The following is a 24508-nucleotide window of genomic DNA, read 5'->3' on the forward strand; positions in this document are numbered from 1 at the left end:
CAGGTGGCCCGGCGATTGCATCACCACAGAAAAGGCAGCGAGGAAATCAGCAGAGCGCGAGCGGTCCGCGCCCGTGGGACGCACTCGCCCGCAGCATCGACAGAGGAGGAAGCATCATGCCGTGGTTCATCCTGGCGCTCGTCGTCGCCGCATTCGCTCTCGTCTACGTTCAGGCGCGCGCCTCGTGGTGGCTCGCGGCGCTGATCGTCTGGGTCGCGGCCGCGTACCTGAGCGGCGCGGCTGGCCCGCTACTGACGACCCTGCTCGCGATCGTGTTCGTGCTCCCCGCCCTCGTGCTGACGATCAAGCCGCTGCGCCGCGCATGGCTCGCGAAACCGGTGCTCGACACGTTCCGCAAGATCCTGCCTGAGATGTCGCCGACCGAGCGCGACGCGATCGAAGCCGGCACGGTGTGGTGGGACGCCGAGCTGTTCTCGGGCCGCCCGCACTGGGACACGCTGCTCGGCTACGGCCCTGCCACGCTCAGCGCCGAAGAACAGGCGTTTCTCGACGTCGAATGCGAGCAGCTGTGCGACCTCGCGAACGACTGGGAAACCACGATGGTCTGGCAGGACCTGTCGCCGCAAACGTGGCAGTTCATCAAGCAGCACGGCTTTCTCGGCATGATCATTCCGAAGCAGTACGGCGGCAAACAGTTCTCCGCGTACGCGCATTCGCAGGTGATCATGAAGCTCGCGACGCGCTGCACGGCCGCCGCCGTCTCGGTGATGGTGCCGAACTCGCTCGGCCCCGCCGAGCTGCTGATGCGCTACGGCACCGACGCGCAGAAGAACCACTATCTGCCGCGTCTCGCGCGCGGCGAGGAAATCCCCTGCTTCGCGCTGACGAGCCCGTATGCCGGTTCCGACGCCGCTGCGATTCCCGATGTCGGCATCGTCTGCAACGGCATGCACGAGGGTCGCGAGACGCTCGGCTTTCGCGTCACGTGGGACAAGCGCTACATCACGCTCGGGCCGATCGCGACCGTGCTCGGCCTCGCGTTCCGCGCGCTCGATCCCGACCATCTGCTCGGCGCGAACGACGAACCCGGCATCACCTGCGCGCTGATTCCGACCAACCACCCTGGCGTGAATATCGGCCGCCGTCACTGGCCGTTGAACGCGGTGTTCCAGAACGGCCCGAACTCGGGCAAGGACGTGTTCATTCCGCTCGACTGGGTGATCGGCGGACGCGCGCAGGTCGGCAACGGCTGGCGCATGCTGATGGAGTGTCTGGCGGCAGGCCGCGCGATCTCGCTGCCGTCGTCGAATGTCGGGATGGCGAAGGTCGCGGTCCGCAGCACCGGCGCGTACGCGGCGATTCGCCGCCAGTTCCGCGCCGCCGTCGGCAAGTTCGAGGGCGTGCAGGAAGCGCTCGGCCGCATGGGCGGCAACCTGTACGTGATGGACGCCGCACGCCGCCTGTCCGCGCTGGCGGTCGATCTCGGCGAAAAGCCGTCGGTCATTTCGGCGATCGCCAAATATCACATCACCGAGCGCGCGCGCAGCGTCATCAACGACGGCATGGACGTCGTCGCCGGCAAGGGTATTTGCATGGGGCCGTCGAATTTTCTGGCGCGCGCGTATCAGCAGATGCCGATCTCGGTCACCGTCGAAGGCGCGAACATTCTGACGCGCTGCCTGATCATCTTCGGCCAGGGCGCGATCCGCTGCCACCCGTACGTGCTGAAGGAAATGACGGCGACGCGCGAGCCCGATCGCGCGAAGGCCTTGCGCGAATTCGACGCGGCCTTCTTCGGTCACGTGAACTTCACGGTATCGACCGTGCTACGCAGCGCCGTGTATGGGCTGACCGGCGGCGTGCTGATCGCGAAGCCACGCCGCGCGTATGCGCCGCTGCAGGCGTACTACCGCGCGGCGACGCGCCTGTCGACCGTATTCGCGCTGCTCGCCGACGTGTCGATGCTGATGCTGGGCGGCGATCTGAAGCGCCGTGAACGCATCTCGGGACGCCTCGGCGACGTGCTGTCGCAACTGTTCCTGATCTCGGCCACGCTGAAGCGTTTCGAGGACGACGGGCGTCAGCGGGACGACCTGCCGCTCGTGCGCTGGGGCGTCGAAGATGCGCTGTACAAGGCGCAGCATGCGCTCGACGGCGTGCTCGCGAACTATCCGAACCGGCTCGCCGCGACGCTCGTGCGCGTGCTTGCGTTCCCGTTCGGCCTGCCGCATCGCGAGCCGTCGGACCGCCTCGGCAGCGAGATCGCCGAACTGATGCAGACGCCCGGCGCCGCGCGCGAGCGGCTCGTCGCCGATTCTTACGTGCCGCATCCCGACGTCGACGCGCTCGGCTACGGCGAGCTCGTGTTCGCGCTGAATCCGCAGTTCACGCTAATCGAGCACAAGCTGCGCGACGCGGTCAAACAGGGCCTGCTCGATCCGCTGCCGCAAAGCCTGCCGCAGCTCGCCGCATGGACCGATGCGGCGCAACGCCAGGGCCTGATCGACGCCGACGAGCGGCGCGTGCTCGACGACTACGCGCGCTACGGCGCGCAGGTCGTCAAGGTCGACGATTTCCCGGCCGATTTCGACCTGCTCGCGAGCTTGCAACAGCGCAAGCAGGCGCTCGAAAAGGCGCTGGATCTCGCGGCCTGACGCGCGCGCTCACGCAGAAAAAACTACCGATGCGGCGCGGCAAACCGTACCCGAGTCACGCAACTCAAGGCACACTGACACACGTCCGGCGCCCCTGAAACATCGATGGGGCTGCCCGAAGCGCGTCCAGTGGAGCAACCGATAACATGAACGACTCCTACCTGAAGTTCGTCAACTCGCCGTTCGGCGGCCGTCTCGCGCGCTCGCTCGGCCTGCCGAAGCCCGAGGTGCTGCGGCGCTACCGCGCGGACCGGCCCGAGTTCGACGGTCTGATCGCGATCGGCGCGGGCCGCGAGCCGCGCCTGTTCGACGCGCTCGCGAGTCTGATTGCCAGCATCGGCATGACGAGCGTCGCGCACGAGAGCGCCGGGCTGTGGGTGCCGCTCGCCACTCGCCACGGCCTGATGACCGGCCGCTTCGAGCCGGCCGAAGCCGGTGCGCCGGGCAAGCTCGCCGCGCTGCTGTTCGACGCGAGCGGTATCGACGACAGCAGCCAGTTCCAACCGCTGCACGGCTTTTTCCACGACACGCTGCGCTCGCTCGGCAAGTGCGGGCGCATCGTCGTGCTGGGGCGGCCGCCCGAGGCCTGCACGAGCCCGCGTCAGTGGACCGCCCAGCGCGCGCTCGAAGGGCTCGTGCGTTCGCTCGGCAAGGAAGCGCGTCGCGGCATCACCGCGAATCTCGTGTACGTCGAGGACGGCTCGGAAAGCGCCATCGACGCGACGCTGCGTTTCTTCCTGTCGCCGCGCTCGGCCTATGTGTCGGGTCAGGTGGTGCGGATCGCGGGCAGCCGCAACGAAGCGCCGCCGCCCCACGCACCCGCGTTCGACTGGCGCCAGCCGCTCGCCGGGAAGCGTGCGCTCGTCACGGGCGCCGCGCGCGGCATCGGCGCTGCTATCGCGAGCGTGCTTGCGGCCGAGGGCGCGCATGTGATCGGCGTCGACATTCCGTCCGCGCGCGACGCGCTCGATGCGACGACGCGTCAGCTGAACGGCAGCGCGCTCTCGTTCGACATCGCCGCGCCCGAAGCACCCGCGCAGATCGCAGCGGCGCTCGATGAGCTCGGCGTCGACATCGTCGTGCACAACGCCGGCATCACGAAGGACAAGACCATCGCGAGGATGACCGACGCCGCGTGGCAAAGCGTGATCGACATCAATCTGAGCGCGCAGGAGCGCATCGACGACGCGCTGCTCGCGGGCGGCATCCTGCGTGATGGCGGGCGCATCGTCGCGGTGTCGTCGATCAGCGGCATCGCGGGCAATGCCGGCCAGACCAACTATGCGACCTCGAAGGCCGGCGTGATCGGCCGCGTAGAGAGCATGGCGCCGCAACTGCGCGCGCGCGGCATCACGATCAACGCGGTCGCGCCCGGCTTCATCGAAACGCAGATGACCGCGAAGATTCCGCTCGCGCTCCGCGAGGCCGGCCGCCGCATGAACTCGATGAGCCAGGGCGGCCAGCCCGTCGACGTCGCGCAAACCATCGCGTGGCTCGCGCATCCGGGCTCGGCCGGCGTGACGGGCCAGGTCGTGCGCGTGTGCGGTCAAAGCCTGATTGGCGCCTGAACGGGAGCATGGCTATGGACGAACCGCGTGATCCGTTCGGCAGCCGTCAGCTCGCACCCGCGCCGGGCGGCGACGGCGCGCGGCCGAAAACCGTCGTGGTCGAAACGCTGCCCGCGCCGGCGAAGCTGTACGGGCGCGCGCTGACCGGCATCGTCAAGCGCGGTCGCGACACGCGGCTGCCGCCGTTGCGGCTCGTGCGCCCCGCGGTCGTGCTCGAGCCCGGCCCCGCGTGGCGCTATGCGCGCGTGTGCGGCTTCATTCCCGAGCACGGCGTGCCGCTCACCTACCCGCATCTGCTCGCGTTTCCGCTGCATCTGCTGATGCTGACCGACCCCGCGTTTCCGTGGCCCGCGCTCGGTCTCGTGCATCTGGCCAATCACGTGCGGCTGCGCCGGCCGCTCGCCTACAAGGATCTATTGCGCATCGAGGTCGAATTCGGCGCGCTGTTGCGTCACGACAAGGGCCAGGCGTTCGTCGTGCATACGCGCATCTATCGACGCGGCGAGGCGGTGTGGGACGGCGACAGCATCTATCTGAAGCGCGCGGTGCCGGCGCTCGGCCACCCGCTCGAAGCGCTGACGCTCGGCCCCGACGCGCTGCAACGGATCGCGCGCTGGCAGCTCGCGCCGCAACTGGGCCGCGACTACGCGAGCGTGTCCGGCGACTACAACCCGATCCACCTCAGCGCGTTGTCGGCGAAGGCGTTCGGCTTTCCACGCGCGATCGCGCATGGCATGTGGACGCTTGCGCGCGCCGCGTCGTCGCTGCAGCCGCCGAAGCCGCTCGCCGAAGCGACGCTCGCCGCCGAGTTCAAGCTGCCGATGCTGCTGCCCGGCGAAGCGTCGCTGTGGAGCGCCTCGCCTTCGCTGATCGAGCGCGATCTCGAGGTGCGCGATATCGCCGGGGTCAAGCCGCATTTGCGCGCGCGCATGCAGTGGCGGCTGCTGTGAGCCGCGAGCGCGCCGTTCGTAGCGTTTGCATCGTTTGCTTCCACCAATAATCTGGGTACGACCCAAGGAGCCGAGCATGTCCCACCCGCAACCCGCCGTGCGCCGCGTCGCCGTCATCGGGGGCAACCGGATTCCGTTTGCGCGCTCGAACACCGCGTACGCGAGCGCATCGAATCAGGACATGCTGACCTTCACGCTGCAAGGGCTGGTCGATCGCTACGACCTGCACGGCGTGCGTCTCGGCGAAGTCGCGGCGGGCGCGGTGATCAAGCATTCGCGCGACTTCAATCTGACGCGCGAGTCCGTGCTGTCCACCACGCTCGCGAAGGAAACCCCCGCCTACGACGTGCAGCAGGCCTGCGGCACCGGCCTCGAAGCGGCGCTCCTCGTCGCCAATAAGATCGCGCTCGGGCAGATCGACGCGGGCATCGCGGGCGGCGTCGATACCGCGTCCGATGCGCCGATCGGCGTCAACGAGCGGATGCGCAAGATCCTGCTAGAAGCGAATCGCGGCAAGAGCACCGGGCAACGTGTTGCCGCGCTCAGCAGGCTGCGGCCCGGCATGTTCTTCAAGCCGCTGTTGCCGCGCAACGTCGAGCCGCGCACGGGGCTGTCGATGGGCGAGCATTGCGAGCTGATGGCCAAGCGCTGGAACATCTCGCGCGAGGCGCAGGACGTGCTCGCGTACGAGAGCCATCGCAAGCTCGCCGATGCGTACGCGCGCGGCTTCGTCAACGATCTGATGACGCCGTACAAAGGCCTCGCGCGCGACAACAACCTGCGCGCCGACCTGTCGCTCGAAAAGCTGTCGAACCTGAAGCCGGTGTTCGACCGCGACGCCGGCACGCTGACCGCCGGCAACTCGACGCCGCTGACCGACGGCGCATCCGCGGTACTGCTCGCGAGCGAAGCATGGGCGGCCGAGCGCGGCTTGCCGGTGCTCGCGTATCTGAGCTGGTCGGAAACCGCGGCGGTCGACTTTTTCGACAAGCAGGAAGGCCTGTTGATGGCGCCCGCCTACGCGGTGCCGCGCATGCTCGCGCGCGCCGGCCTCGCGTTGCAGGACTTCGATTTCTATGAAATCCATGAAGCGTTCGCGGCCCAGGTGTTGTGCACGCTCGCGGCATGGCAGGATGACGAATATTGCCGCACGCAGCTTGGCCTCGCCGGCCCGCTCGGGTCGATCGATCGCACCAAGCTCAACGTGAACGGCGGTTCGCTCGCGACCGGCCATCCGTTTGCGGCGACGGGCGGACGTATCGTCGCCGCGCTCGCGAAGATGCTGGCGCAACTCGACAAACCGGCTGGCGGCGCACGCGGGCTGATCTCGATCTGCGCGGCGGGCGGCCAGGGGGTCGTCGCGATTCTGGAACGCTAGCGCGGCAGCGGATACCAACATCTCAGGAGCAACCGATGATCGAGCCCACCCAGGCGCCGCAGCACGTGCCGGATCCAGGCGGCACACAGGTGCCAAGCCCGGTGCCAAATCCGGCGCCAAGCCCGGCGCCAAACCCCGCGCCGAACACCGACGGCATCTGGTATGCGTCCTACCCGGACGACGTGCCGCGCGACATCGACGTCACGCAATACGAATCGCTCGATCAGTTCTTCGACGAATGCACCGCGCAGTTCCGCGAGCGCGTCGCGTACGTCAGCGTCGGCGCGAGCCTGACGTACGGCGAGCTGGCCCGCAAGGCGAGCGCGTTCGCGGCCTACCTGCAAAGCATCGGCGTGGAGCCTGGCGAGCGCGTCGCGATCATGCTGCCTAACACGTTCCAGTATCCGGTCGCACTGTTCGGCGCGATCAAGGCGGGGGCCGTAGTCGTCAACGTGAATCCGCTCTATACGGTGCGCGAACTCGCGCACCAGCTAAAGGACAGCGGCGCGCAGACGATCGTCGTGTTCGAAAACTTCGCGAAGACGCTCGAAGACGCCTTGCCCGGCACCAGGGTGCGCAACGTGATCGTGACCGGCCTCGGCGATCTGCTCGCCGACGGCGTGAATCTGAAGGGCCACCTGCTCAATTTCATGCTGCGTCACGTGAAAAAGATGGTGCCCGCCTACACGCTGCCGCAGGCGGTGCCGCTGCTGAAAGCGCTTTCGATCGGTTACGCGCGGCCGCACACGCCGGTGCGCGCGGGCCACGAAGACATCGCGTTCCTGCAATACACGGGCGGCACGACCGGCGTCGCGAAAGGCGCGATGCTCACGCACCGGAACATCATCGCCAATCTGTTGCAGGCGAAGGCGTGGGCCGCGGGGCAACTGTCCGGCGAAGGAGAAACGGTGCTCACGCCGCTGCCGCTCTATCACATCTACTCGCTGACCGTGAACGCGCTGATCTTCATGGGGCTCGGCGGGCGCAACATCCTGATCGCGAATCCGCGCGACATGAAGCGCGTGATGATGATCCTGCGTCACGAAAAATTCACCGGCATGACCGCGGTCAACACGCTCTATAACGCGTTCCTCGACAACGAGGAATTCTGCCGACGCGACTTCTCGGACCTGAAGCTCGCGATGGCGGGCGGCATGGCGACGCAGAAGAGCGTCGCGGAGCGCTTCAAGGCGGTGACGGGCAAGCCGATCGTCGAAGGCTACGGGCTGACCGAGTGCTCGCCGATCGTGTCGATGAATCCGGTCGATTTGCGCGACTTCGAAGGCTCGATCGGCTTGCCCGCGCCGTCCACGCAGGTGCGCTTCAGGAAAGACGACGGCAGCTGGGCCAATATCGGCGAGGCGGGCGAGCTGTGCGTGAAGGGCCCGCAGGTGATGAAGGGCTACTGGAACCGCCCCGACGAAACCGCGAAGGTGATCGACGACGACGGCTGGCTCGCAACCGGCGACATCGGCGTAATGGACTCGCGCGGCTTTATCCGTCTGATCGATCGCAAGAAGGACATGATCCTCGTGTCGGGCTTCAACGTGTATCCGAACGAAATCGAGGATGTGATCGCCGCGCATCCGGACGTGCGCGAAGTGGCGGCGATCGGCGTGCCCGATCCCGCGCAGGGCGAGCGCGTGAAGGTGTTCATCGTGCGGCGCACGCCGACACTGACCGCCGAGCAGGTGATCGCGTACTGCCGTAAGAATCTGACTGGCTACAAGGTGCCGAAGCTCGTGGAGTTTCGCGACGAGCTGCCGCAAACCAATGTCGGGAAAATTCTGCGCCGTGCGTTGCGCGACGAGGAACTCGCGAAACAGGGGTCTGCCTGACGGGAATAAGCATTGCTTCAATGCGTTATGGCTTTGTTGCTTTGCGTTATTGCCTTGCATGTTGCATGAGCGGCCGCGTCACTTTCTGGAGAAATTCATGAAGCACCGCATGTCCGCCCGTTCGCATCGTCTGCGACCCCGCTTGCGACCCCGCTTGGGACCCCGCATGCTGCCGGGTGCGCTGCTCGTCATGCTCGCCCTGCTTTCGGGACCGATGGCGTTCGCGCAGAACGACGACCGTCCGCCCCCGCTCGACACCGCGAGCGCCGTCAAGCCGCCCACCACGCCGCCCGCGCAGGTCGGCAAGCTGACGCTCGACCAGCAGGTCAAATGGCTGCGCGCCGCGCAGCAAAGCGGCACGCTCGAAAAACTCGACGACGCGCAACTGGTCGCGCTGTTCAAATCGCTCGATCCGCTGACGCTGCCGCGCTATATCAAGGAAGGGCCGAACGGCTACCCGTCGTACGAGTTCACGATGTCGCGCTCCGAACGCATTCGCGGCATCTGGCCCGACAAGCCCGATCACATGCTCGTGCGCGTCGCGCACGACCCGCTGCGCATCTACGCGAAGTGGTTGCCCGACGGCGCGCACGCGGGCCAGGAAATCATCTACGACGAGTCGAAACGCAGCGACGAAACGTTCGGCCACCTCGGCGGCATCATGAACGTGATGCCGTTGTGGACGTCGCTGACCGGCGCGCTCGCACGCTCGCAATCGAATCACAGCGTGCGCGATCTCGGCACCGAGTACGTGGCCGACCAATACCTGAATGAAGGGAAAAAATACAGCCAGACCGGCTTGCCGCGTTCGGTGCAGATCGAAGTGAAGACCATCGACGACGTGCGCGTCGTCGCGTTCACGTTCGAAACACCGGTCGGCCAGCCGCAGTTCTACGCGAAAAAGGAAACGCTCGGGCTCGATTTGCGGCATCCGTTCTTTCGCACCATCGAGTCTTACGACAACGACGGCAAGATTTTCGAGCAGATCGTGTTCGAGAGCATCACGCCGAAGACGTTCGACGATTCGACCTTCGATCCGAGCAACAAGGACTATAAGTTCTAGCCGGGTTCTAGCCGTGCCCGCTGCGCGGCGTCAGCGCGAAGGCCACGTGGGCGGGTTGCGCAAGCAGCCCCTCGCGCGCTTCGTGACGATGCTCGACGAAGCGTCCGGTGCGCAGCGCGAGGTGTTGCAGCACGAAGTAGTCGGACGCGCGAGTGAAGCCGATCAGCGCGGGCATCGCGTGCGGGGGCCGGCCGTCGTCTAGCAGGGGTGCGAGGGTGGTGAACCACAGCGCGCCGCCATCGTCGCCGGTTTCGAAGGTCGGCAACCGCAGGTGCGCGGCATAGCGCGCGAACGACGCGCCGCATTCGAGCGTCGAGTCGACGATCGCGAACGCGCGCGCATCGTCGGCGCACGCGGCGGCTCGCGCGAGCCACGGCCATGCGCCGCCCGCTGCCGTCGCGAGCCATGCACCGGTGAGCATGAAAGTGCGTCGATCCATTGGCGTGTACGTTCCATTCACTCGTTGTTCACGCGTTGTTCATGCGCCTGTTCGCGCGCTAGTTCACGTATAGCCTCGCCGGTCGCGCCACGCCGCCGGCCAGATGCCCTGCTTGCCCGGCGCGAGAATGCCGTTCGGGTCGAGCGCATCCTTCAGCGTTTCCGCGAAGCGCAGCGACGCACCGTCGTTGAAGCTGTATTGCGCGGCCGCGAAATCCATATACGCGAGATGCGCGCGGTATTCGCCGTAGCCGGCCGCGCGCGCGTCGCTCATCAGCGAGCGCAGCAGTTCGCCGCCCTGCTCCACCTGGTTCGCGTCGTTGCGGTCGAAAATCGCCGCGAAAATGTGATGCAGATGCCGCGTACCTGCCGTGAAGCCGCCGTAGTAGTCGAAGCCGTATTCGGCGGCGCGTGCTTTCACCATCGTGTACTGACGCATCGCGTCGCGTCCGGTCGCCGGACAGATCGGCGCGAAGTCGACGTGCGCACCCGCGCCGCCACGCCAGTCGAGCATGCGAAACGCGGTCATCGCGGGGATGCCGGCCATGTTGCGGTCGCCGCCGCCGCTCGGCTGCGCGTCGCCCGCATAACGCGCCGCCGCGAGCCGCGCATCCGGCACCCGCGCGAACGCGCGTTCGATCAGCGCGTAGCGCGCGTCGATCAGCTCGGGCGTGCCGTATAGCGCGAAATGAAGGTTCCAGCGGCCGACGCCGAGTTTGTCGAGCATCGCCTGCACCGCGCTCTCGGGCATCGCGCCCGCGCCGACGTACCACTGCCGGCGTGGCGACAGGCCCGCCGCGCGCCGCAAGCCGCCCTCGATCACCGCGTGATTGCGGATCGTGCCGTCGAGCCGCAACGGCCGCAGAGTCTCGACGATCGCCTCCAGATCGGCCTCGCGGCGAAACTGGATTTCGCCGAGCAGATACGCGGGCGGTGCGGGCATCAGCCACACGCCGAGCTTGGTCACGATGCCGTAGTTCGACTGCATGAACAGCGCATCGAACGACGGCCCGTAGCCCGGCTGATACAGCTGCCACGCAGTGCCGATCTCGACGCCGCCCATGCCGGTGCGCAGCAGGTCGCCGTTGGCGAGCATCACCTCCATCCCGCATTGCGCGGCCGCGTGGTCGCCGTAGTCGGTATAGCCGAAGCCGCGCTCGAGCGTATTGCCGACCACGCTGCCCCAGCCGGCGGCCGGTGGATCGACCCACAGCTTGTAGCCCTTGTCGCGCAGATGCGCGTATAGATCAAAATAGCTGACGCCGGGCTCGACGAGCGCATAGGCGAGCGTTTCGTTGACTTCGAGAATGCGGTTCATGCGCTGCAAGTCGAGCACCACCGAGCCGGTCAGACGCGGCGCGGCGCCGCCGTACGCGAAGTTGCGCCCGGTCGACACCGTCCACAGTGGAATCCGGTACTGATTGGCGATGCGCAGCACCGCGCGGATTTCATCGACCGACGCGGGCAGCACCGCGGCGCTCGCGGCGAACGCACCCGGCTCGCCGGGCGCGAACGGATCGATATAGACGGCGAGGCCGGCGTCGGAACTCAGCACGTGCGCGTCCCCGACGATCGCGCGCCAGCCGGCAAGCGCACGGTCGAACTGCGCGGCGCTCAGGTTGGGCGGCAGCGTCTGGGGCAAGGCGTCTCCTTGTCGGTCGGGTAAGCCGAGGGTGCGGTCTCGCGTGGGGCAGCAATGCGTGCGTGACCGCCGACGGCCTTTACGACACGCTACCGCCCGCTACTGCTGCCACGTCTCAGGCTTGCCACCTAGCTCGCTGCACACGTCGATCGCGATCTCGCGTAGCTTGCCTTCCGCGATCGCGCCGGACAGCGCGTAGCCCATGCGGTCGCTGATCCAGTAGAAGGTTCGGCGGTTGCCGTCGCGAAACAGGCGGAACTCGGTTTCGTCGCGCGTGACGCCGGTCACGTACAGCGTCAGGCGCGCGCCGTCCTGGTTCTCGTACATGAACTGCGCGGCCGGCCCGGCCTCGCCGGGCAGCAGCCGGCCGCCCACCAGCGAATAACCATACTCCTGCAGCGACGGCACCGACAGCGGACGATTCAGCCGCTTCGACAGCCACGCGATCAGATGCTCCTCTTCGCTCGCCGCGACTTCGACCGGATGACGCCGCTCCGGCGAGTACACCGCGTACGCGACATCCGCGCGCTGCGCAAAACCGGCCGGCTGGCCGCCGAAGCCGCTCCACGCGCCGCCGCTCAGCCGCGGCGCGAGCGGGCCGAGCACCAGCGCGAGCCCGGCGCCGGCCGCGAGCCAGCAGGCGGCGAGACCCGCGCGCTGCCACCACGGCCGCGCACGCCGCACCACGATAAAAGCCGGCTCCTCCGCCTCCGCGCGCTGGCTGCCTGTGTAGCGTCGCTCGCCCGATTCAGCGGCTTGCTGCTCAAAGTCGGCCCCGTGCCCCGCTTGCGCTTGCCATGCATCGCTGCCCGGCACGCCGCACAGCGCCCGCAGCGCCGCCTTCTGCGCGCGCCACGCCGCGACGCGCGCGGCGGCCTGCGGATGCTGGCGAAGCTGAGTTTCGACCGCGGCGCGCTGCTCATCCGTCAATTCGCCGTCGACATAGGCCGACAGCGAGCGCAGATCGGGCTCGTCGGGCAATCCGGATTCGGGGTTATCGTTGTTCATTATCGGTTTCTCACCACTTTCAGCGGCGCTACTTTGTGCGCCGTCCGCGGCGCACGGGGCTGCGGTCCGTGCATTGGCCCCGGTGGCTCCTCGCACAGCAACGCGCGCATATGCTCGCGCGCCCGCGACAGCCGCGACATCACTGTACCGATCGGCACCCCCAACGCACTCGATGCCTCCTGGTACGACAACTCCTCCACGCACACCAGCAGCAGCACTTCACGCTGCTCGAGTGGCAGGCAGTACAGCGCGCGCTGCACGTCGCGCAGTACCAGACCGTCGACCTCGCCGTGCGGCGCCTCGAGATTGCGCCACGGCGCGCTTTCCTCGTCGACGGCGATCTCGCGCCGCCCGCGCAGTTGGTCTATGTACAGATGCCGCAGGATCGTCAGCAACCACGCGCGCAGGTTGCTGTTCGGCCGGAATGCCGACCAGCGCGCAAGCGCGCGCTCCGCCGTATCCTGAACGAGATCGTCGGCCCAGGCGCGGTCGCCCGTCAGTGCGCGCGCATAGCGGCGCAGCTGGGGCAGCCACGCGATCACTTCCGATTCGAATGTCACCCGGTGTGCCAGGCCCGGTCGCGGCTTTAGTAGCCGCCGCTGCTGTTGCTGTTGCCGCTCGAGCTCGACGCGGCGTTGTCGGTGTCGGCCGCGTGAGCATGGGAGCCGCACGCGAGCGCGAGCAGGACGAAGAGCGCTGACAGAATACGGGATGCTTTCATCATGTTGAATCTCCTCACGGATGCCCTGCGCACGATCGACCGACGGGCGCGGCGGGCGGTGGGCGGCAGGCCGCGCAGTGCGGTGCTGCCATACTGGACTTAACGCTGCGACCGCGCGGTTTATTCCCACCGCGGTCGTGGCGCCGTGTCGCTGCGCTGCGGTTGCGCTGCTTTCTCCGGAATTTTTAGGTTTTTTCGGGCGCTTCGACGCCGCCGCAGGTGCTCGTGCAGCACACCCCTATGTTCTTCCTTTTCCGCCAACCTTGCCGGCAATGCCTGGAGAGACCGGAAGAAGACGCCATTGACCAGCAGATTCGTAACGCAACGTTACAGTCTCGCGGTATCGGATGCTTATGGGCTCACAAGCCGTTATAGTGGACGAAGTTCGCCCTGTCGACGCGTACTGCCCCGCCTGGAACAGAAAGGGTAGAATCGCGGCGAACCACCGTCTATCTAACCTGAATTGTCCATGGCTTCCGCAGAATCGCATCCGCAAAACGACTTCATGAACGCCGCGCGCAAGGAACGAAAGCGCGTCGAGATTTATCTGGTCAACGGCATCCGCCTGACCGGATGCATCGAGTCGTTCGATCAGTACCTGGTGATGCTGCGCACGCCGGTTGGCCTGCAAGGCATCTACAAGCGCGCGATCTCCACGATCCAGCTCGATACCGGCACGCGGCCGGCGCCGCGCACGGGCCGAACGTCGCATGGCGAACATGGCGCGCGCGGTCCGCATGGTTCGCGCGAACATCGCGAGCCGCGCGAGGGGCGTGAACCGTATGGCGCGCCGGCGGCGGAACGCGCGCCGGGCGAGCGCAGCGGCAACTCCGAGGGCCCGGTCGTTGTCACGCGGAGGCGGCGTCTATTCGGCACCGGCGGCGAAGGCGGCAATCATGGCGGCAACCACGGCAGCGGCAGCCCCGGCGGCAATCAGGAATAAATACGAAGAAGCGGTAACGCCCGCGCCTCGCTAGTCCGCTGACAGACCGAGGCGCTGCAGAATTTTCTCCAGTTGGGTCAGCTGCCGCTCGGTCAGCTCGAAACTCCCCTTGACCGCCAGCACGCGGCGCCGCCAGTAGCCGGCGTCGAACAGGTGCAGCGCCGGTTGCCGCGTCGCCCAATCCAGATGTTCCAGTTCGGCGTCCGCGACGTGGGCTGCGAGCACTCGTCGCGTAGCCGCCGGTTTTTTCCCGTTCATGTGGTTCGCTGTCTGATGGATCGATGGAGGTGTCGCTTGCCGCTAACGCGCGGCTCAAGCGCGGCTGAAGCGCGGCTCAAGCGCGGCCGGGACACTCGGAGAACGAATCGATGCGGGCCGGTTTCGAACGACGCGCCTGCGCGATTCGGCCGACGTTCGTCGATAGCCGCAATGCGCTATGCTGAATCATTGATCCTCTACCGATGGAGCGCGCCATGACCAGCAAAAGCCAGCATGCCTCCCGGCCTGCGCGCACGCGCCGGACACCGCCGACGTCCGCCGACACGCGGCTCGATGAAGCGCTGATGGAAAGCTTTCCCGCCAGCGATCCGATCGCCGTCGATGTGACGGAGCCGTTTCGCGAGCGGATGCGCAAGACTCAGGCGGAGACGCGCAAGCGGCATTGAAGTCGCGCCGTCTTGGGTCGCACGACGGCGCGGCAGCGAGTCATCGTGGCTTGCGAACAATGTCGAGTGGAAATGCCGAAAAGCCCGGCGGCCAGGGTGCGAGGCGCGGGTTGGCAGGTGCGGAAAGCACCCATCAGACTTAACGACGGTAACGTCTGGGGACGGGCCGGACGGCGCATCGAATTGCGCGTCGTCCCGCCCCTCCACCGAAGCTCACATCGTCGTGCTCAATGCAGCGGCAAGCCGCTCTCGAGCTGACGCTGCAGGTTGCGGACCTGACGCTGCGCGACGCGCAACTGATCCTGCGCGGCCGCCTTCTGCTGCGCCAGTTCGGTCGCCTCGGCGCGCTTCTGCTCCTGCTGGCTCGCGACGATGCTCTGCTGCTGACGCGCGACGTCGAGGTCGGCCTGTAGCCGGCTCGCGCGTTCCTGCGACAACGCGACCAGGCGCTGCGTGAACGCCTTCTGCGCTTCGAGTTGCGTACGGCGGATCTCAACGTCCGACAACTGCATCGTCTGCCGCGCGAAATCCTTGTAGATCAGCTCGGCGCGCCCGGCGTCCTGCGTCTTGATCACGCGCCAGAAGTTTTTCTGTTGGAACAGCGCGACGTAGTAGGTCATCTCCTTGCCGTAGAACAGCAGGCTCGCGCCATAGCTGCCGTTATACGTGGTGCGCAATTCGCTCAGATCCGAGCCGTGGATCATCTGCTGCAATTCAGCCACGTTCCCGGTGGCGGATTGCCGGCTTTCATCCGGCGTCAGCGCAGTGGTCTCTGTCTGGCCGCCCTGCGACGTGTCGGTCGGCGCGCTCGTGGGACCCGGCTGGGACACGATCGTACCGCTCGCATCACTGTTCTGCAGAGCCTGTGCATTCGCGCCCTGGAGGGCCCCCATTACGATGCATGCGGCCAGAGCAATCTTTCGTAGCTTTGACTTTCGGTCCATGTGACACCTGTTGAACAGATCTTGTTTTAGTAGAAAACGGGGAATTATTACTCAATTTTGCGAGTTCCGGGCTCTTCGTCGAAAATATGGCAGTTGCGCGTTTGCTCCCTTGGCGGCGCGGTACTACAGCCTCGATCTTTTCGTCGCGAAAGCGGTCGTTGATGCGCATCAACGGGAGGCTTTTGCGATAGCTGAATGACACACCTCCGAAGTACCGCGTGCCGATTAGAAGCTCCTCTATCAAACGGCGCATGCACTTTCGCGTATTCTGCGCTGGCGATGCAAACGGCCCATAATGCCGCGCGACCACGATCGCGCCGTCTCATATCAAGGAGGAAGGTAATGACTCGATTCACTCAACGTGTGCGCGCGCATGCGCTGCGCACCGCCCGTCACGCCGCGCTCGCCGGCGCCCTGCTCGCCAGCGCCGTGACCGCGATGGCACAGACTGAGACACCGATCGGCACGTGGCAAACCATCGACGATCATACGGGCCAGCCGAAAGCGCTCGTGCAGATCACACAAGACGCCAATGGCGAATTGAACGGCAAGGTCATCAAGGGTCTCGGCGCGAACGACCAGCCGGATCGCCGCTGTAGTGCATGCACCGACGCGCGCAAGGACCAACCGATCCTCGGCATGACCATCATCAACAGCATGAAGAAGGATGGCGACGCGTGGGATCATGGCCAGATTCTCGATCCTGAAAACGGCAAGGTCTACAAGTGCAAGATGCATCTCGAAGACGGCGGCAACAAGCTCGTGGTGCGAGGCTATATTGGCGTCGCGCTGCTCGGCCGCTCGCAGACGTGGATCCGGCAGCAGTGAGCTTCGACGTGGGGCCCATGTACGGCGCCTCGCACATTGCCTGAATGAGCGCCTCATGCCGCAACGATGGCGCGCTCAGCCCCAGCAGGCACAGCATAAAAAAGCGGCCGGCGATCAACAATCGCGCGGCCGTTCTTCATTGGGGCAAGTTGTTTGCGAGGGTCATGCTGCCTGCTTGAACGATGCAGCGTAACCTGACGGCGTCGGCGGCACCGACTTGGCGGATACCTGGTCATACACGGCGGGCGGAACACGGAACGCCGCGGCTGCGCGGCGGGCCGCGGCGCGCTTGTGCTGCGCGCTCGCGTGCGTGCGCATACGCGCTTCCATCAATCTGCAGAGATCTTCGCTCGCGGTACCGAGCAGTTGTTCCGTGACGTGTTTGAGCACGCCCGATTGGTACCAGGACTTGAAGCGGCGATGACAGGTCTGATACGACGGGTAGCGGCGCGGCATGGTGGACCAGGTGGCGCCGCTATACATGACCCAAAGCACGCCGTTGAGCACTGAGCGGGTATTGGCAAGCGGACGGCCACGCATTTCGGTACGCGGCCGGAGTTCGGGCAGCAGTGGCGCAACGCGCTGCCATTCTTCATCGGTGATTTCGCGGTACGAGTTCATGCTTCCTCCTTTGTCAGAACAACGACAAAAGATAGCCAGTCACCCGCGCGCGGAATATAAGACCACTCCGATTCCTAAAAACTGTCGTACGCCGATGCTCAGGTTAGAGACGTGTCGACGATCCGGCGAGGTGTATCGAGATACTCCTTCGACTGCATCTCGACGATTCGCGACACCGTCCGCGTGAATTCGTTGGCCATCGGGCCATCGACGTACAACTCCTCCGGCGGCACCGCGGCCGACATCAGCAGCTTGACCTTGTGGTCGTAGAACACGTCGATGAGCCACGTAAAGCGGCGCGCTTCCGACGCCATGCGCACCGACATCTGCGGCACGTCCGACAGGATCACCGCGTGAAACCGGGTCGCGAGTTCGAGGTAGTCGTTCTGCGAGCGCGGCCCGCCGCACAGCGTCGCGAAGTCGAACCAGACGACGCCGTCCGCGCGGCGCAGCGCCTTCAGCTCGCGCTTCTCGATATGCAGCAGCGGACTTTCGTCGGGCACCGCGGCGAGGCGCGCGAAAGCGTCGCGCAGCGCCTTGCCGGCAGCGGCGTCCAGTGGCGTGTGATAGACCTCGACCTGGGCCAGCGTGCGCTGGCGATAGTCGATCCCCGCATCGACGTTGACCACGTCGAGCTTCTGCTTGATCAGCTCGATCGCGGGCAGCATGCGGTCGCGATGCAGGCCGTCCGGATACAGCGTGTCGGGCGCGTAGTTGGACGTCATCACGAACTGCACGCCGTTCTCGAACAGCTTGTCGAGCAGGCGATACAGGATCATCGCGTCGGCGATGTCCGACACGTGGAATTCGTCGAAGCAGATCAGCCGATAGCGCTTCGCGATGCGACGCGCGAGTTCGTCGAGCGGATCGGCGCGGCCCTTGAGTTCTTCGAGCTCGCGATGCACTTCACGCATAAACTCATGGAAGTGCAGACGGGTTTTGCGATGCAACGGCACGATCATGTAGAAGCTGTCCATCAGGAAGCTCTTGCCGCGGCCCACGCCGCCCCACATGTACACGCCGCGCGGCAGATCCGGGTGAATGATCAACTTCCTGAACGCGTTCGAGCGGCGCGCCTTGTATTCGGTCCACTCTTCATAGCACCGCTGCAGGCGGTCGACCGCCGCGCGCTGCGCCGGATCGGATTGATAACCGCGCGTCTGCAGTTCTTTTTCGTAGTATTCGGTGACGTTCATCGTGTTGCTGCAAAAAGAAAGGCGGGAGGGAGTGAACCCCGCCCGCCTTTGGTGATGCCAAGGTTGCGTTTCGGCCAGGCGTGCGCGCTTACATGTTCAGCGCGCGCTTGTCGACGGCGAGTGCCGCTTCACGCATGACTTCCGACAGCGACGGGTGCGGATGGCAAATCCGGCCGATGTCTTCCGACGCCGCCTTGAACTCCATCGCCACCACGGCTTCCGCGATCAGGTCCGATGCGTCCGCCGAGATGATGTGCACGCCGAGCAGCTCGTCGGTCTTCGCGTCGGCGATCATCTTGACGAAACCGTCCGCCTTGTTGATGCCGAGCGCGCGGCCGTTCGCCATGAACGGGAACTGGCCCGTCTTGATCTCGCGGCCCTCGGCCTTCAGCTGCTGCTCGGTCTTGCCGACCCATGCGATTTCCGGCTCGGTGTAGATCACCCACGGAACGCAGTTGTAATCGATGTGCGGCTTCTGGCCGTCGATCACTTCCGCGACCATCACGCCTTCGTCTTCAGCCTTGTGCGCGAGCATCGGGCCACGCACCACGTCGCCGATCGCGTACACGTTCGGCACAGGCGTCGCGCAGTGGTCGTCGACGTCGATGAAGCCGCGCTCGTTGGCCTTCAGGCCGATCGATTCGAGGCCGAGGTTGTCGGTGTTCGGCACGCGGCCGACCGACACGATCAGGCGGTCGGCTTCGAGCGTCTGCGCGTTGCCGTCCTTGTCCGTGTAGGCGATCGTCACGCCGTTCGCGCCCGTCTTCACTTCGCCGACCTTCACGCCGACGTGGATGTCGAGACCCTGCTTCTTGAACTGCTTGGCCGCTTCCTTCGACAGCGCCTGGTCAGCCGCGCCGAGGAACTCCGGCAGCGCTTCGAGCACGGTCACGTCAGCGCCGAGACGGCGCCACACCGAGCCGAGCTCCAGACCGATCACGCCTGCGCCGATCACGGCGAGCTTCTTCGGTGCCGTGTCGAACGACAGTGCGCCTTCGTTGTCGGCGATCAGCTTGTTGTCGACCGGGATGCCCGGCAGATGACGCGCCTTCGAACCCGTCGCGATGATCACGTTCTTCGCGGTGACGACTTCGGTTTCACCCTCGCCGCTCACTTCGATCTGCACGCCGGCGTCGGTCTTGCCGGTGAACTTGCCGTGGCCCTTGAGCCACGTGATCTTGTTCTTGCGGAACAGGAATTCGATGCCCTTGGTCATCTTCTCGACGATGCCGTCCTTGCGGGCCATCATCTTCGAGATATCGACCGAGACGTTATCCACCGAGATGCCGTGGTCGGCGAGGTGATGCGACGCGTTTTCAAACTCTTCCGACGACGCGAGCAGCGCCTTCGACGGAATGCAGCCGACGTTCAGGCAGGTGCCGCCAAGCTTCAGCGCGCCGGCCGGGTTCTTCCACTTTTCGATACATGCGACGGTCTTGCCGAGCTGCGCTGCGCGGATGGCGGCGATGTAACCGCCAGGGCCTGCGCCGATCACGACGACGTCAAATTCTTTGGACATGACAATCCCTTTGATAGCGGAACGGCGCCGGACCACCCAAGGTGGCGCGCGCCGTTCCTGTACTGCGGAATGCGAGATACGTACTGACTAGATGGCGCCGGTTTGCGGATTCACAAGCCGGCGCGGTCCGAGCGGGCGCTTACAGGTCGAGCAGCAGACGTGCCGGATCTTCCAGCGCGTCCTTCATCGCGACCAGCGACAGCACGGCTTCGCGGCCGTCGATGATCCGGTGGTCGTACGACAGCGCGAGGTAGTTCATCGGGCGGATCACGATCTGGCCGTTTTCGACCACAGCGCGTTCCTTGGTGGCGTGCACGCCGAGAATCGCGGACTGCGGCGGGTTGATGATCGGGGTCGACAGCATCGAGCCGAACACGCCGCCGTTCGAGATCGAGAACGTACCGCCGGTCATTTCTTCGATCGACAGCTTGCCGTCCTTCGCCTTCTGGCCGAATTCGGCGATCTTCTTCTCGATGTCGGCGAGGCTCAGCTGATCTGCATTGCGCAGGATCGGCACCACCAGACCGCGCGGCGAACCGACCGCGATACCGATGTCGAAGTAGCCGTGATAGACGATGTCGTTACCGTCGATCGACGCGTTCACGAGCGGGAACTTCTTCAGCGCATGAACAGCCGCCTTCACGAAGAACGACATGAAGCCGAGCTTCACGCCGTGTTCCTTCTCGAACTTGTCCTTGTACTTGTTGCGCAGATCCATGACCGGCGCCATGTTCACTTCGTTGAACGTCGTGAGGATGGCGTTGGTTTGCTGCGACTCGAGCAGACGCTCGGCGATACGCGCACGCAGACGCGACATCGGCACGCGCTGTTCCGGACGGTCCTTCAACCACTGGTCGGCCGATGCTGGAGCCTTGACGTCCGGCAGCGACGGCTTCGCAGCCTTCGGTGCGGCAGCCGGAGCCGGTGCAGCCTTGGCAGCCGGAGCGCCTGCGGTCAGCACGTCGCCCTTGGTGATGCGGCCGTCGCGGCCGGTGCCGGCGACGTCGCCAGCGGCCAGACCCTTTTCGGCCATCAGCTTGCCGGCAGCCGGCGAAGCTGCGGTGTTCGAGCCCGTTGCGGCGGCAGCCGCAGTTGTCGACTGAGCCGCCGGCGCGGGAGCCGCTGCGGCGACCGGAGCCGGCTTCACTTCGGCTTCGACAGCGGCGGCGCCTGCGGTGCCTTCGGTGTCGATCTTCGCGATCACCTGGTCCGCCGTGACCGTGTCGCCGTCGTTCGAGATGACTTGCGCGAGCACGCCTGCTGCCGGAGCCGGCACTTCGAGCACGACCTTGTCGGTCTCGATTTCGATGAGGATTTCGTCCTGAGCGACAGCCTCGCCGGGCTTCTTCTTCCACTGCAGCATGGTCGCTTCCGAGACCGACTCGGAGAGCTGGGGAACCTTGACTTCAACAATAGCCATTATGAGTATCCTGAATACGTATCGGGTGACGGCGCTTCATCGCGACCGCCTGCGAACCACGAGCGCCGCGCCTGAATCTCATGGGATCGTTCGGCGCGGCGCGGGAAAACGCACTGCGTTCTCCCGGGCTCGTCTGTTTCTTTACTTGGCGATCGACGCGCTCTTGAGGCGGCCGAAAGCGCCTTCGACCAGCGCCTTCTGCTGCTCGTAGTGCTTCGCGTAGTAGCCCACCGCAGGCGAAGCCGAAGCCGGACGGCCGCTGTACGCCAGCTTCTGCCCTTCCTTCATGCCTTCCTTCAGATGGTGCTCGATGTAGAACCACGGGCCCTGATTCTGCGGCTCGTCCTGCACCCACACCACTTCCGTTGCGTTGTCGTGCTTCTTCATTTCCGCTTCGAACTGCTTGTGAGCGAACGGATACAGCTGTTCGATACGGACGATCGCGACGTCGTTCACCTTCGCTTCGCGGCGATGCGCGACCAGGTCGTAGTACACGCGGCCCGAGCAGACCAGCACGCGCTTGACCTTCTTCGCGTCGATGGTTTCGTCCACTTCGCCGATCACCGGCTGGAACGAACCCTTCGCGAGTTCCGACAGATCCGACACGGCTTCCTTGTGACGCAGCAGCGACTTCGGCGTTGCGACGATCAGCGGCTTGCGGAACAGACGGATCATCTGGCGACGCAGCAGGTGGAAGATCTGCGCCGGCGTGGTCGGCTGTACGACCTGCATGTTGTGGTCTGCGCACAGTTGCAGGAAACGCTCGATACGCGCCGACGAGTGCTCCGGACCCTGGCCTTCGTAGCCATGCGGCAGCAGCATCGTCAGGCCCGACACGCGGCCCCACTTCACTTCGCCCGACGAGATGAACTGGTCGATTACGACCTGCGCGCCGTTCACGAAGTCGCCGAACTGCGCTTCCCACGCGACGAACGTGTTCGGTTCAGCGGTTGAGTAACCGTATTCGAAGCCGAGCACCGCTTCTTCCGACAGCACCGAGTCGATCACCGTGAACTTCGCCTGACCTTCGGCGATGTTCTGCAGCGGCACGTAGGTGCCGTCGTTCCAGCGCTCGCGGTTCTGGTCGTGCAGCACCGCATGACGGTGCGTGAACGTGCCGCGGCCCGAATCCTGACCGGTCAGACGAACCGCGTAACCGGATGCGACCAGCGATGCGAACGCGAGGTGCTCGCCCATGCCCCAGTCGAGCTTCGCTTCGCCGCGGCCCATGGCGCGACGGTCGTTGATCACGCGCTCGACGAGCGGGTGAACCTTGAAGTTTTCCGGAATCGTGGTGATGCGCTCGGCGAGGCGCTTCAGTTCCGCGAGCGGCACGGCCGTGTCGGCCGCGTCGGTCCACTTGCGGTTCAGGAACGGAACCCAGTCCACCGCGTACTTGCTCTTGTAGTTCGAGAGCACCGGGTCGATCGTGTGATGGCCTTCGTCCATCGCCTTGCGGTAGGCCTTGACGAATTCATCGCCTTCGTCGGCCTTGATGACGCCCTGCTGCACGAGCTTTTCAGCGTACAGCGCGCGCGTGCCCGGGTGCTTCGAGATCGTCTTGTACATCAGCGGCTGCGTGACCGCCGGGGTGTCCTGCTCGTTGTGGCCGAGCTTGCGGAAGCAGACGATGTCGACGACGACGTCCTTGTGGAACTGCATGCGGAAGTCGATCGCCATCTGGATGGCCAGCACGACCGCTTCGGGATCGTCACCGTTCACGTGCAGCACCGGCGCTTCGATCATCTTGACGACGTCCGAGCAGTACAACGTGGAGCGCGAATCGCGCGGGTCCGACGTCGTGAAGCCGATCTGGTTGTTGATGACGATGTGCAGCGTGCCGTGCGTGCCATAACCGCGCGTTTGCGCAAGGTTCAGCGTTTCCATCACGACGCCCTGGCCTGCGAACGCCGCGTCGCCGTGGATCTGCACCGGCAGCACCTGGACGCCGTTTTCGTCGCCGCGGCGGTCCATACGCGCCTTCGCCGAGCCCTCGACCACCGGGTTGACGATTTCGAGGTGCGACGGGTTGAACGCGAGCGACAGGTGAACCGGACCGCCTTCGGTCGCGACGTCCGACGAGAAGCCCTTGTGGTACTTCACGTCGCCGGCCGGCAGATCGTCGACGTGCTTGCCTTCGAATTCAGCGAACAGGTCGGCCGGCATCTTGCCGAGCGTGTTGACCAGCACGTTCAGACGGCCACGGTGAGCCATCGCGATGACGATTTCCTGAACGCCGCGCAGACCGCCGTGACGCACGACTTCGTCCATCGCCGCGATGAAGCTCTCGCCGCCTTCGAGCGAGAAGCGCTTCTGGCCGACGTACTTGGTGTGCAGGAAACGCTCGAGGCCTTCGGCGGCCGTCAGGCGGTTCAGGATGTGCTTCTTTTTGTCGTTGCTGAAGTTCGGCGTCGAACGGATCGATTCGAGGCGTTCCTTCCACCAGCGCTTCTGTTCCGGATCGCTGATGTACATGTACTCGGCGCCGATCGTGCCGCAGTACGTGTCGCGCAGGGCTTTGACGATCTCGCGCAGCGTCGCGCGCTCGAAGCCGAAGTACAGATTCGTTGCGCTGAACTCCTGGTCCATGTCGGCTTCGGTGAAGTCGTAGAACGCGGGTTCAAGTTCGGGGATCGCGGGACGTTCGCGGCGCTTCAGAGGATCGAGATTGGCCCATTGCGAGCCGAGGAAGCGATATGCGCCGATGAGGGACTGGACGTAAACCTGTTTGCGGGCGGTTGCGAGATCTTCGCCGCCGGTAGTTGCGCGCGGCAGGAAGGCATTGGCCTTGGCGCGCTGTGCAAACGATTCGACGATCGGGCCGTGGGCCACGTCGTTGGCGTTGCTGCCATCCGATGCAGGCACGTTCTGCAACGCATCGAAATAGCTGCGCCAGGTCTCGGGCACTGACGCCGGATTATCGAGATACGCTTCGTACATTTCTTCAACGTACGGAGCATTGCCGCCGAACAGATAAGAGTTCGACTGGAATTGCTTCATCATTTTTACGCTCACCTTTCTTCGAGTTTCTCGAGAAATAGCGGGTTACAGAACCTTCCGCGACACGGCCTGACCGTTTAGCGGATTGCGCGAATCAAGTCTTGCTTGGAAGGACCTAAAACTTTGCACCCGGGAGCATAGCACAGAACGA

21 protein-coding genes are annotated in these 24508 nt (G+C 65.3%); 9 read left to right on the top strand and 12 right to left on the bottom strand.

What is annotated here, in order from left to right:
• The first annotated feature begins 116 nt into the window (after positions 1–116).
• The 6 genes from AB3X94_RS15080 to AB3X94_RS15105 all read left to right on the top strand — a co-directional run bounded on the left by AB3X94_RS15080 (position 117) and on the right by AB3X94_RS15105 (position 9412).
• Complete coding sequence (locus AB3X94_RS15080) at positions 117–2615, top strand: acyl-CoA dehydrogenase (RefSeq protein WP_368611961.1); 2499 nt, start codon at positions 117–119, stop codon at positions 2613–2615.
• Positions 2616–2761: 146 nt separating this feature from the next.
• Complete coding sequence (locus tag AB3X94_RS15085; RefSeq protein ID WP_176108890.1) at positions 2762–4183, top strand: 3-oxoacyl-ACP reductase; 1422 nt, start codon at positions 2762–2764, stop codon at positions 4181–4183.
• A 14-nt stretch (positions 4184–4197) separates the two neighbouring features.
• Positions 4198–5133 (top strand): MaoC/PaaZ C-terminal domain-containing protein, encoded by a 936-nt coding sequence (locus AB3X94_RS15090; RefSeq protein ID WP_368611962.1) that lies wholly within the window; start codon positions 4198–4200, stop codon positions 5131–5133.
• 76 nt (positions 5134–5209) lie between these two features.
• On the top strand, positions 5210–6511 hold the full coding sequence (locus AB3X94_RS15095) for an acetyl-CoA C-acetyltransferase (RefSeq protein ID WP_368611963.1): 1302 nt from the start codon (positions 5210–5212) through the stop codon (positions 6509–6511).
• Between the two features lie 35 nt (positions 6512–6546).
• Positions 6547–8349 carry an AMP-binding protein gene (locus tag AB3X94_RS15100; RefSeq protein WP_368611964.1) on the top strand — a complete coding sequence of 601 codons (1803 nt, stop codon included), beginning with the start codon at positions 6547–6549 and terminating at the stop codon, positions 8347–8349.
• A gap of 97 nt (positions 8350–8446) precedes the next feature.
• Complete coding sequence (locus tag AB3X94_RS15105) at positions 8447–9412, top strand: DUF1571 domain-containing protein (RefSeq protein WP_368611965.1); 966 nt, start codon at positions 8447–8449, stop codon at positions 9410–9412.
• Positions 9413–9419: 7 nt separating this feature from the next.
• Here the strand turns inward: AB3X94_RS15105 and AB3X94_RS15110 are convergent, their stop codons facing one another.
• The 5 genes from AB3X94_RS15110 to AB3X94_RS15130 all read right to left on the bottom strand — a co-directional run bounded on the left by AB3X94_RS15110 (position 9420) and on the right by AB3X94_RS15130 (position 13224).
• On the bottom strand, positions 9420–9851 hold the full coding sequence (locus AB3X94_RS15110; RefSeq protein ID WP_368611966.1) for a hypothetical protein: 432 nt from the start codon (positions 9849–9851) through the stop codon (positions 9420–9422).
• A 63-nt stretch (positions 9852–9914) separates the two neighbouring features.
• The gene (locus AB3X94_RS15115; RefSeq protein ID WP_368611967.1) at positions 9915–11492 is read right to left on the bottom strand and encodes an FAD-binding protein; all 1578 of its coding nucleotides are present in this window, start codon (positions 11490–11492) and stop codon (positions 9915–9917) included.
• 99 nt (positions 11493–11591) lie between these two features.
• Positions 11592–12500, bottom strand: coding sequence for an anti-sigma factor (locus tag AB3X94_RS15120; protein ID WP_176108897.1), 909 nt, complete (start codon positions 12498–12500; stop codon positions 11592–11594).
• On the bottom strand, positions 12500–13060 hold the full coding sequence (locus AB3X94_RS15125) for a sigma-70 family RNA polymerase sigma factor (protein WP_176108898.1): 561 nt from the start codon (positions 13058–13060) through the stop codon (positions 12500–12502). The genes AB3X94_RS15120 and AB3X94_RS15125 overlap by 1 nt, the downstream gene beginning before the upstream one ends.
• A gap of 26 nt (positions 13061–13086) precedes the next feature.
• Positions 13087–13224 carry a hypothetical protein gene (locus tag AB3X94_RS15130; RefSeq protein WP_368611968.1) on the bottom strand — a complete coding sequence of 46 codons (138 nt, stop codon included), beginning with the start codon at positions 13222–13224 and terminating at the stop codon, positions 13087–13089.
• Positions 13225–13690: 466 nt separating this feature from the next.
• Here AB3X94_RS15130 and hfq point away from each other — a divergent pair, with 466 nt between their 5' ends.
• Entirely contained in the window at positions 13691–14164 is a 474-nt protein-coding gene (gene hfq, locus AB3X94_RS15135; protein WP_176108900.1) for an RNA chaperone Hfq, read from the top strand.
• A gap of 30 nt (positions 14165–14194) precedes the next feature.
• Here hfq and AB3X94_RS15140 read toward each other — a convergent pair whose 3' ends face one another.
• Positions 14195–14422, bottom strand: coding sequence for a hypothetical protein (locus AB3X94_RS15140; protein WP_368611969.1), 228 nt, complete (start codon positions 14420–14422; stop codon positions 14195–14197).
• Between the two features lie 215 nt (positions 14423–14637).
• Between AB3X94_RS15140 and AB3X94_RS15145 the strand changes: the two genes are divergently transcribed.
• Positions 14638–14829, top strand: a complete 192-nt coding sequence (locus AB3X94_RS15145) for a hypothetical protein (RefSeq protein WP_176108902.1) — start codon at positions 14638–14640, stop codon at positions 14827–14829.
• A gap of 227 nt (positions 14830–15056) precedes the next feature.
• Here the strand turns inward: AB3X94_RS15145 and AB3X94_RS15150 are convergent, their stop codons facing one another.
• Positions 15057–15773 carry a DUF2968 domain-containing protein gene (locus AB3X94_RS15150; protein ID WP_176108903.1) on the bottom strand — a complete coding sequence of 239 codons (717 nt, stop codon included), beginning with the start codon at positions 15771–15773 and terminating at the stop codon, positions 15057–15059.
• Positions 15774–16115: 342 nt separating this feature from the next.
• Between AB3X94_RS15150 and AB3X94_RS15155 the strand changes: the two genes are divergently transcribed.
• Positions 16116–16601 (top strand): DUF2147 domain-containing protein, encoded by a 486-nt coding sequence (locus tag AB3X94_RS15155; RefSeq protein WP_176108904.1) that lies wholly within the window; start codon positions 16116–16118, stop codon positions 16599–16601.
• A gap of 162 nt (positions 16602–16763) precedes the next feature.
• Here AB3X94_RS15155 and AB3X94_RS15160 read toward each other — a convergent pair whose 3' ends face one another.
• From AB3X94_RS15160 to AB3X94_RS15180, 5 genes are all read right to left on the bottom strand, one after another.
• Positions 16764–17222, bottom strand: a complete 459-nt coding sequence (locus AB3X94_RS15160) for a transposase (protein ID WP_368611970.1) — start codon at positions 17220–17222, stop codon at positions 16764–16766.
• A 98-nt stretch (positions 17223–17320) separates the two neighbouring features.
• A complete protein-coding gene (gene zapE / locus AB3X94_RS15165) occupies positions 17321–18418 on the bottom strand; it encodes a cell division protein ZapE (protein WP_176108906.1) in 1098 nt (365 codons plus the stop codon).
• Between the two features lie 88 nt (positions 18419–18506).
• Entirely contained in the window at positions 18507–19937 is a 1431-nt protein-coding gene (gene lpdA / locus AB3X94_RS15170; protein ID WP_368611971.1) for a dihydrolipoyl dehydrogenase, read from the bottom strand.
• 139 nt (positions 19938–20076) lie between these two features.
• Positions 20077–21357 carry a 2-oxoglutarate dehydrogenase complex dihydrolipoyllysine-residue succinyltransferase gene (gene odhB / locus AB3X94_RS15175; RefSeq protein ID WP_176108908.1) on the bottom strand — a complete coding sequence of 427 codons (1281 nt, stop codon included), beginning with the start codon at positions 21355–21357 and terminating at the stop codon, positions 20077–20079.
• A gap of 141 nt (positions 21358–21498) precedes the next feature.
• A complete protein-coding gene (locus tag AB3X94_RS15180; protein ID WP_368611972.1) occupies positions 21499–24360 on the bottom strand; it encodes a 2-oxoglutarate dehydrogenase E1 component in 2862 nt (953 codons plus the stop codon).
• Positions 24361–24508 lie beyond the last annotated feature (148 nt).

This window comes from Paraburkholderia sp. BR10923 (assembly GCF_040948765.1).
GTDB lineage: Bacteria > Pseudomonadota > Gammaproteobacteria > Burkholderiales > Burkholderiaceae > Paraburkholderia > Paraburkholderia youngii.

Coding starts and splice junctions, on each gene's coding strand:
- AB3X94_RS15080 (WP_368611961.1), top strand. CDS start 117: ATGCCGTGGTTCATCCTGGCGCTCGTCGTCGCCGCATTCGCTCTCGTC.
- AB3X94_RS15085 (WP_176108890.1), top strand. CDS start 2,762: ATGAACGACTCCTACCTGAAGTTCGTCAACTCGCCGTTCGGCGGCCGT.
- AB3X94_RS15090 (WP_368611962.1), top strand. CDS start 4,198: ATGGACGAACCGCGTGATCCGTTCGGCAGCCGTCAGCTCGCACCCGCG.
- AB3X94_RS15095 (WP_368611963.1), top strand. CDS start 5,210: ATGTCCCACCCGCAACCCGCCGTGCGCCGCGTCGCCGTCATCGGGGGC.
- AB3X94_RS15100 (WP_368611964.1), top strand. CDS start 6,547: ATGATCGAGCCCACCCAGGCGCCGCAGCACGTGCCGGATCCAGGCGGC.
- AB3X94_RS15105 (WP_368611965.1), top strand. CDS start 8,447: ATGAAGCACCGCATGTCCGCCCGTTCGCATCGTCTGCGACCCCGCTTG.
- AB3X94_RS15110 (WP_368611966.1), bottom strand. CDS start 9,851: ATGGATCGACGCACTTTCATGCTCACCGGTGCATGGCTCGCGACGGCA.
- AB3X94_RS15120 (WP_176108897.1), bottom strand. CDS start 12,500: ATGAACAACGATAACCCCGAATCCGGATTGCCCGACGAGCCCGATCTG.
- AB3X94_RS15130 (WP_368611968.1), bottom strand. CDS start 13,224: ATGATGAAAGCATCCCGTATTCTGTCAGCGCTCTTCGTCCTGCTCGCG.
- hfq (WP_176108900.1), top strand. CDS start 13,691: ATGGCTTCCGCAGAATCGCATCCGCAAAACGACTTCATGAACGCCGCG.
- AB3X94_RS15140 (WP_368611969.1), bottom strand. CDS start 14,422: ATGAACGGGAAAAAACCGGCGGCTACGCGACGAGTGCTCGCAGCCCAC.
- AB3X94_RS15145 (WP_176108902.1), top strand. CDS start 14,638: ATGACCAGCAAAAGCCAGCATGCCTCCCGGCCTGCGCGCACGCGCCGG.
- AB3X94_RS15150 (WP_176108903.1), bottom strand. CDS start 15,773: ATGGACCGAAAGTCAAAGCTACGAAAGATTGCTCTGGCCGCATGCATC.
- AB3X94_RS15155 (WP_176108904.1), top strand. CDS start 16,116: ATGACTCGATTCACTCAACGTGTGCGCGCGCATGCGCTGCGCACCGCC.
- AB3X94_RS15160 (WP_368611970.1), bottom strand. CDS start 17,222: ATGAACTCGTACCGCGAAATCACCGATGAAGAATGGCAGCGCGTTGCG.
- zapE (WP_176108906.1), bottom strand. CDS start 18,418: ATGAACGTCACCGAATACTACGAAAAAGAACTGCAGACGCGCGGTTAT.
- lpdA (WP_368611971.1), bottom strand. CDS start 19,937: ATGTCCAAAGAATTTGACGTCGTCGTGATCGGCGCAGGCCCTGGCGGT.
- odhB (WP_176108908.1), bottom strand. CDS start 21,357: ATGGCTATTGTTGAAGTCAAGGTTCCCCAGCTCTCCGAGTCGGTCTCG.
- AB3X94_RS15180 (WP_368611972.1), bottom strand. CDS start 24,360: ATGATGAAGCAATTCCAGTCGAACTCTTATCTGTTCGGCGGCAATGCT.